Genomic DNA, 7,864 nt, shown 5'->3' with positions numbered 1-7,864 from the left:
GGGCCGCAACCCCAACTCCGACGGTGTCGAATACGGCCTCCTGCCCTACCGGCCGGGCCTGCTGACACTGCAGCGCTGACCGGTGTGACACCGATCCGGCTCAGACGTTCCTGACGTCCACCGCGAAGGCGTGTGCCGAACCGGGTGAGCGTGCGATCGGCAACAGATGGAGTTGGAGCGGGCGGGCTCGGCGCACGGCCGAGCCCGCCCGTGTCACGTGGAGAGCCCAGATCGTCCCGTCGCCCGAGCGAGAGGGGTCGCCTCGGCGATCGCGACGCGGTACGTCGCCGAGTGGGACGCGTCATCCACCGAAGGGATGCCTCCCGGCGACCCGGCTCCCGTGGCGAGACGTCAGGGAGTGATCCGGTAGATGTGATGGGAGTACTCGGCGGCGAAGGAGTCGGTGAACCTGCCCTGGGCGTCGACGGGGACCGTCCGGTTCTCGAAGAGGACCTCGGCGCGTACGGCCCGCATCCCGCGCGGCAGGGCGAACGTGCGCCTGCCGGGGGCCGCGCCCGCGGCGGGCATCGCGAAGACGTAGTACGAGCCCTGATGGTGTTTCAGCATGGTGTCGAGGCCGGGGCCGAAGCGGTGCGCGTACGACTGGGTGTTCAGCACAGGCGCCAGTTGCCCGATGCGCCGGTTGACCTCGGCCACCGCGGGTCTGACCTTCTTCCCGCACTCCTCGCGCAGGACGTGCTGGGAGTGGCACGGCCCGCCGAAGTTGTGGTTGAAGTAGATGATGCCCCGGGCCTCGTGGATCAGCGAGCTCATGACCGCGCCCGTCACCTGCTGCGGCTGGATGGCCCGAGTGTCGTTCTCGGCCGGCCAGCCGACCTCGACGAAACCGTAGATCGGCTGGCGACGGCCGTCCAGCGCGTCCAGCTCGCGCTGGCGGTCGAGGACGGCGCCGTAGTTGGCGGCCCTGCGGCACCGGGAGGCCGGCAGGGACAGGAAGTTCTTCCCGTCCAGGCAGACGCTCGCGCTGGTGTACCAGTAGACGTCGGACGAGACGACGTCGGTGAAGCGGTTGACGAACGTGGCGGCGTCCGCGTCCCGCTCCCACATCATCACGCCCTTGCCGTAGTTGGCGTAGTGCAGCCTGCCGTCGCCCTTCGGGACCCTTTCCTTTCGGGTGCGCATCACGGTGAAACCGCACCCCTTGTCCTCGGGGACGCACAGGGGGCCCTCGCCGGGGTGGTTTCCGGTCCATCCGGCGTCTCCGGCCTTCGCCCACATGTCGGCCTCGTCGTTGAGCAGCCAGCCCACCGTCTCCCCGCCGTGGCCGGGCAGCGGGACGCTCGTCAGCGCCGACATGCCGTTCTTCCGCACCAGCGCCATGTCGCTGGTCTCGGTCAGCTCCACGTAGGTGTTGATCCCGGCGGCCCGGTCCTTGTCCGCGTCGGACTGGGTGATCACCGACTCGAACCAGACGCCCACCGGGAAGAACGACGGGTTCGTCCAGCCCGCCGCCGCCGGCGCGGCGAACCGCCCGTAGTAGGCGGGGCCGCCCTCCCACGGCACCCGCGCGGCCGTCGCGGGAGGACCCGCGGCCGGCCACGCGCCGGCCGCCCCCGGGAGGGCGCCCGCCGACGCCCGGTCCCGGCTCTCGGGCGCGTCGATCCAGGAGAGCCCGAGCACCGCCACCGCCACCGAGACGGCTCCGCCCCCGACCAGCATCGGCAACGGCCGCCTGGTCCGGCGTCCTGTCGTCTGCCCCTGGTCCTCGGATCTCATGATCACGTCCTCCTCATCGCGGGCCCGGTGACAGCTCGGCGAGCGCCATCAGCTGCGCGGCACGCGACGACCAGGAGGCACCGAGCACGGATCCCCGAATGGTCTCGGCGGGCTGCAGACCTCCGTCGCGCAACGTCTCACGAACAGCGTCCAGGAAAAGGTCGCCGCCGGCGGCGATCCGCACGCGATCGGCATAGTTCGCGAGTTCCTGGAAATCGGTGCTGACCACCGGCAGGCCCAGCGCGAGATACTCCTTGAGCTTGATCGGATTCGAATGCCTGATCCACGGATTGTCCAGCCACGGCATGATCGCGACATCGAATCCCGATCCGTACGCGGGGATGTCCTCGTACGGCCTGAATCCGAGCCAGTGCACGTTCGGATGGCGGGTGAGCCGCTCCATCGGGACGGTCGCGTCGCCGATCAGGACCAGCGAGACGCCGGGCAGCTCGACGGCGATCCGTTCGAGAAGGTCGAAGTCGACGAGATAGTCGTCCAGCGCGCCGAAGAAACCCACCCTCGGGCCGGGGATCGCGCGGAGGTCGGCGGGCTGCTCGCTCTCCGGACGGCGCCGGAAGTGGTCGGTGTCCACACCGTGGTCGAGGAAGTGCGCCCGGTCCCCGGTCACGCCGCTCTCCTCGCCCATCAGTGCGGTGCTGACGTAGACCACGTGGTCGGAACGTTCGAGCAGGCCGCGTTCCAGTGCCTCGATGGTCGGCCGGTCGGACTCGGGGAACGACGAGTGCCGGTCGGAGCGGTTGAACACCAGCGCCCGCCTGCGCATCGGCCGCACCACGTCCCACGCCGTGGGGATGGTCACCATGATCACGGGATGGCGCAGTCCCAGTGCCCGCGAGACGGCCAGCACCTGGGCCCGGACCAGCAGCGCGTTCACCCGCCTGGCCAGCGGCGACCCGTAGAAGGGCAGCGGCAGCGGGGACATCACGTAGAAGCCGGGCAGCTCCCGCAGCGGCCTCCTGACGAGCATCGCGACGCTGCGCAGCTTGCGCCCGACGCGCCGAAGCACCTGCGTGGACCTTCCCGGCATCGGCATGCGCATCCCGATGCTGTTGACCACGAGGACCTTCCTGTGCGCGGCGACCGAGCGCATGAGCTGGAAGTCCGAGTGCGCCCGGTTGTGGTACCACCAGTCCTGCGCCGAGAAGCAGACGTAACCGGGAGAGGCCGCCGTCTCCCGGGCCCGGGAGTCCTCCGTGGTCCGGGAGGCGGAGGCCTCCGTGGTCCGGGCCGGGGACGTTCCCTCCTCGCCGGGCAGGAGCGGCCACTCGCGCAGGGGGACCAGCTGGCGCAGGGCAGCCCGGTGCCGCCTCCCGCCCGCCCCGCCCCTGGCGACCGCGCGGACCAGCTCGTTGAGCCCGACGGCCAGCCGCATCAGCTGCCCGCGCGGGCGGCCGTACCGTTCCCGGTGCATCCGGACCCGGTTGGCCGACGACAGCGCCCACAGCCGGCTCGACGTGGACTGCTCGCCACCGAGGTGAACGGCCACGGCACGGGGCTCGTACCGGACGGCGAAGCCCGCCGCCCCCGCCCTGAGCATGTACTCGGTCTCCTCCGAGTACAGGAAGTAGCGCTCGTCGAGGGGGTCCAGGGCGTCCAGGCACGCGCGGGAGATCAACCAGGCCGCGCCGGCCACCCAGTCGACCGTCTGCGGCCTGTCGTAGGCGGCCGGGTCCACGACCAGCTCGCCGAGCGCCGGGATCCGTCCGGCTCTGTGCCCGCCCAGCAGCGCCTCCCCGAGCGCCCTCGGCACGGTGGGGCGCCTGCGCAGGGAGAGGTGGAGCGTCCCCGTCTCGCCGGTGAGGCGGGGTGCGGCGATCCCGGTTCCCGGCAGGGCGAGCGCCTGCCGGAGCAGGAGCACGGAGCCGGGTGCGAGCCGGATGTCGGGGTTCAGCACCAGCACGTCGCAGCCGTCCGCGGCGGCGATGCCCGCGTTCACCCCGGCGGCGAAGCCGGCGTTGCGCCCGTTCTGGATCACCTCGGCCTCGGGCGCGACCTCGCGCACCCGCTCGACGGTGTCGTCGGCCGAGGCGTTGTCCACCACGACGACCCGTGCCGGACCGGCACCGGCCAGTGCCGCGTCGAGCGAGCGCAGGCAGCCCTCGACGACCTTGCCGCTCGAATACGTGACGATCACTACGGCCAGCGGGGGCCGGTCTGGAACAGCCATGTCGGAGCCGTTTCTCGTGAGAGAGGACCGTGGCGGGAAGGTGGTCACGCCGGAGGACGGGGGATCGGCGGCCACCCGGAGCGCCTCGATCCCGGACTCGGGGTCGGCGGTCAGGTGGAGCGCGTCGGACTCGGACGCGGGATCGGCGGCCACGCCCGGTGGCTCGGATTCGGGGTCGGCGGTCACGTGCGGCGCCTCGATGTCAGGCGGGTGCGCAGGGCGCCCGCGAGGAGGGCGACCGCGAACGGCGCGTCGTCGCGCAGGTAGCGGCGGGCCAGGCGGCGCGGTTCCAGGGCGAGCCGGTACAGCCACTCGGCGCCCACCCGCTGGACCGGCCCCGGGGCGCGGCTGAACCGCCCGGCCGCCATGGGGATCCCGGCTCCGCAGCCGAGGTACCAGGCGTCGGGCAGTTTCTCCCTGAGAGCCTCGATGACCCTTTCCTGCTTGGGGAAGCCCAGCCCGACGAGGACGAGGTCGGGTGCGGCGGCGGCCACCCCCTCGACCACCTCGCGGACCCCGTCCGGCGTGCTCTCGAACCCGAAGGGAGGCGAGCAGGTGCCCGCCACGCGCAGCCCCGGGCAGCGTCCGGCGAGGACCCGCGCCGCGTCCTCCGGCACGCCGGGCTCCCCTCCGAGCAGGTAGATCGAGCGGTTCTCGCGCGCGGCCCGTCCGGTCAGGGAGTGCACGAGCGCGGCACCGGTGATCCTGCAGGGGACCGCCGGCCCGGCGAGCCTCGACGCCCAGACCACCGGCATGCCGTCGGCGACCACGATCTCGGAGCGGGTGACGAGGTCCGCCAGGGCGGGATCGCGCGTGGCGGCGCGGACGATGTCGACGTTCGCGGTGACGATCGCGCCGCCGCGCCCCCTTCGCCACTCGGCCGCCACGTGGTCGAGAAGCTCCGCCTCGCTGACCGCCATGACCTCGACGGCCCCGACCCGGACGCGCGCGAACCTCGCCCCGGACCTCTCCGGCGGCACCGTACGCACCACCGGCGGGGACGGCCGGTCCGCGGGAGGGACGTCCTCCGGGGTACGCGGACCGGCACCGTTTCCCGCTTCTCCACGGCAGGGAGGCTCCGTACGCCGGCCGGCGCCGTTTCCCGTTTCCCCATGGCCGGGAGGTGCGGGAGTCGTAAAGATGGGCTCATGAGAGTCGAACGCGCCGAGATCGACGATGTCCTGCTCTTCGTCCCCACCTTGCACAGGGACGACCGCGGGCTGTTCACCCGCACCTTCGACGCGGCGCTCGCCGCCGCCCACGGGCTGCGGCCCGAGGCGTTCGTCCAGGACAGCCAGTCGCGGTCCCGGCTGGGGACGGTCAGGGCCCTGCACGGCCGGGGCGGACGGGGGGAGGCCAAGCTCGTCCGGTGCGCCCGCGGGGCCGTGCACGACGTGCTCGTCGACGCCCGGCCGGACTCGCCGACCTTCGGCCGCCAGATGTCGGTGATTCTGGACGATGAGACGTTCGTTCACCTCTACGTTCCTCCTGGCTTGTTGCACGGCTATCAGGCACTGACCGATCAGGCCGACGTCTGCTACCGGATCGACCGGGAGCACGATCCCGCCGAGGACCTCGCCGTCCGCTACGACGACCCCGATCTCGGCATCCGGTGGCCGCTGCCGGTCACCGCGATCAGCGAGCGGGATCTGGCCGCGGGCTCCTGGGCGGATCTGCGCGCCCGGCCGGCCGGGTGACCTTCCCAACGGCCTCGACGGCCTTCTCGACGGCCTCCTCATCGGTCTCCTTCCCGAACTCCCCGGGCTCCCTGGGAGCCCCGGGATCCCCGCCGGACCTCACCGGCGGCCGGATGGCCTGAGCCCTCGGCTGCCGGGTGGCGCGCAGCAGCGAGCCGGCGGCTCCGATGATCAGGAATGACAGGCCCGTCACGGTCGCGAACGAGCGCAGGTCGAACGTGGCCGCCCCGACCAGGGGGACGACCAGGCACGCGGCCAGGGTCAGCCCCAGGTCCCGTACGGCGGGGTCGGAGCTGAGGCGGCGGACGCGCAACGCCGCCCAGATACCGGTCAGGAAGATCCCGGAGAAGGCGGCCAGGCCGATGACCCCGGTCTCCACCAGCGACAGGATGTACTGGTTGTCGAAGATCAGATGCTTGGGCGCGTACCAGGTGCCCAGCCCCCTGCCGACCCAGAAGTGGTTCCCGATCTCGGTGGCCGCCACCGCGTAGTCGTGGGTCCTGTACTGGATGCTCGAATCGCTGGACAGGCTGGTGAACAGCCCGAGGAAGACGCTGATCAGGCCGGGTACGGCCACCTTCATCGCCACCAGGAAACCCACGCCGCCAAGCGCCGCCCACAGTCTCCTGCGCGCAGGCCACCCGGCGACCAGCACCACGCCGACGACGGCGAGCCCGAGGACCGCCGACCGCGACACGGAGAACATCAGCCCGGTGCCGATCAGCGCGCAGCACACCCACCACCGCAGGGAGGGCTCCCCCCGGTCGCGGGCGCCGAACGCGTAGTGCAGCGCGAGAGGAGTGATCATCGCGCAGACGACGCCGAGCTCGATGGGATGTCCCGTGGTGGCCGCGACCCGGCGCAGGGTGTTCCGTTCGAGGATCGCCGGCAGATCCGAGGTGAACCGGAAACCGGGAAAGGCCAGATACTTCGTCAGGTCGAATTCGAGCACGAACTGGAGCGCCGCGATGACCCCGACGGCCGCGCCGGAGATCACGAGACACCTCAGGACGAAGTCCAGCCGCTCCCGGCCCCGGATGCCGTCGCACGCCCCGAGACCGACGCCCACCGTCGCCACGACGAGGACGATGCTGTGGTCGGCCATGTCGAGCTCGTCGGGCGGGAGGTAGGCGGCGCTGGCGTACCCGTAGGTGGCCAGCATCGCCGCGGTGTACACGAACAGCGCGGTGCGTACGGGATTGGGGCCCTTGGCCGCGCCGAGCGTGGTCGTGAGCTGCGCGCAGAACCACCACAGCGCGGCGAAGAGGCCGACCGCGTCGGCGGGCGTGAGCGAGAAGGGCAGGCCGCGGAAGACCAGCCGCGCCGGAGACAGCATCAGGACCACCGCGAACGCGGCGGCGAGGGTGGCCCCGTCGGCACTGCGGAGACCGGGGCGGTCCAGGGAGGCGACGGACACGGGGGCCGGATCCCCGGTGGGGACCTCGGCGCGGACCGTGCCGGAGACCGTGGGTGCCGTACGGGTCACGAGGATTCTCACCGCCGCAGGAGGGAGGGTTCGGCGGGCAGCCCGGGCGCCGGCACGGGCCTCCCGCGTCTCCGCTTCCGGGCGTCCAGGAAGCTCTCCAGGGAGAACACCGCGGCGAGGCTGGCGAGTATCCCGAGAAGCAGTGCGGCGGCGGCCCCGCGCGTCTTCCCCCCGCGCTGGGGTTGCGGCTCCGTCGGCGGCACCATCTCGTCCATCGTGATGTAGGTGGCCAGGGGCGCGTTGAGCTGCCTCTGGCGACCGGCCAGCTCGATCCTCGCGCGGTCCCTGACCCGCGTCACGATGTCCCGCGCCCCGGCCGGCGACCTGCTCGTGCCCTCGATGTACACGAACGGCCCGCCGTCCAGCGCCTCCGGATTGGTGCTGCCGTTGGTGGCCGTGAAGGTGGTGTCACCCTCGGGCCGCACGCCGAGCGACTCCGCCGTCTCCGGCGCGCTGATCACCTGAATGAGGATCGAGGCGGACATGCTCAGGCCCCAGTCGAAGTTCAGCAGGGGGTTGGTCAGCCCGTTGGGACGCTCGGGGTCGCTCGGCAGGCTCCCCCCGGTCGGCGGGATGGTCAGCACGAGCACCGCGTTCGAGACGTAGAGCGTGGGGATCGACGAGTAGACGCCCAGCGCGGCGCCGATGGACAGCAGGAACGCCGGCAGGGCGACGTACCAGCGCCGTAACACGATGAGTACGGTCCCCCAGAAGTCCACGCGTTTCCTCTCGTCTGCCTGTCGCGGTCGCCTGCTC

At 72.0% G+C, this 7,864-nt stretch carries 6 protein-coding genes; 1 reads left to right on the top strand and 5 read right to left on the bottom strand.

From position 1 onward, the window contains the following. Positions 1-351: 351 nt before the first annotated feature. Genes ACTOQ3_RS15005 through ACTOQ3_RS14995 form a run of 3 tightly spaced genes read right to left on the bottom strand, consistent with a single transcriptional unit; the run spans position 352 to position 4,905 of the window. Positions 352-1,737 (bottom strand): hypothetical protein, encoded by a 1,386-nt coding sequence (locus ACTOQ3_RS15005; protein ID WP_440083979.1) that lies wholly within the window; start codon positions 1,735-1,737, stop codon positions 352-354. Positions 1,738-1,750: 13 nt separating this feature from the next. Then, on the bottom strand, positions 1,751-4,111 hold the full coding sequence (locus ACTOQ3_RS15000) for a glycosyltransferase (RefSeq protein WP_440083978.1): 2,361 nt from the start codon (positions 4,109-4,111) through the stop codon (positions 1,751-1,753). Further along, entirely contained in the window at positions 4,108-4,905 is a 798-nt protein-coding gene (locus ACTOQ3_RS14995; protein WP_440083977.1) for a WecB/TagA/CpsF family glycosyltransferase, read from the bottom strand. Before ACTOQ3_RS14995 ends, ACTOQ3_RS15000 begins: the two co-directional genes overlap by 4 nt. Before the next feature lie 168 nt (positions 4,906-5,073). On the opposite strand from ACTOQ3_RS14995, the gene ACTOQ3_RS14990 reads away from it, so the two are divergent. Next, positions 5,074-5,622 carry a dTDP-4-dehydrorhamnose 3,5-epimerase family protein gene (locus tag ACTOQ3_RS14990; protein ID WP_440083976.1) on the top strand — a complete coding sequence of 183 codons (549 nt, stop codon included), beginning with the start codon at positions 5,074-5,076 and terminating at the stop codon, positions 5,620-5,622. Here ACTOQ3_RS14990 and ACTOQ3_RS14985 read toward each other — a convergent pair. Together ACTOQ3_RS14985 and ACTOQ3_RS14980 are read right to left on the bottom strand one after the other, a co-directional pair. Further along, positions 5,561-7,120 carry an O-antigen ligase family protein gene (locus ACTOQ3_RS14985; protein ID WP_440083975.1) on the bottom strand — a complete coding sequence of 520 codons (1,560 nt, stop codon included), beginning with the start codon at positions 7,118-7,120 and terminating at the stop codon, positions 5,561-5,563. The two genes, ACTOQ3_RS14990 and ACTOQ3_RS14985, sit on opposite strands and share 62 nt — an antisense overlap. Beyond that, the gene (locus ACTOQ3_RS14980; protein ID WP_440083974.1) at positions 7,117-7,800 is read right to left on the bottom strand and encodes a hypothetical protein; all 684 of its coding nucleotides are present in this window, start codon (positions 7,798-7,800) and stop codon (positions 7,117-7,119) included. Before ACTOQ3_RS14980 ends, ACTOQ3_RS14985 begins: the two co-directional genes overlap by 4 nt. Positions 7,801-7,864: the final 64 nt, after the last annotated feature.

This window comes from Streptosporangium sp. LJ11 (genome assembly GCF_051918945.1).
In the GTDB taxonomy this organism is placed as follows: domain Bacteria; phylum Actinomycetota; class Actinomycetes; order Streptosporangiales; family Streptosporangiaceae; genus Streptosporangium.
The sequence above is the reverse complement of the archived record's forward strand: the minus strand, read 5'-3'. Positions and strand labels throughout refer to the sequence as shown.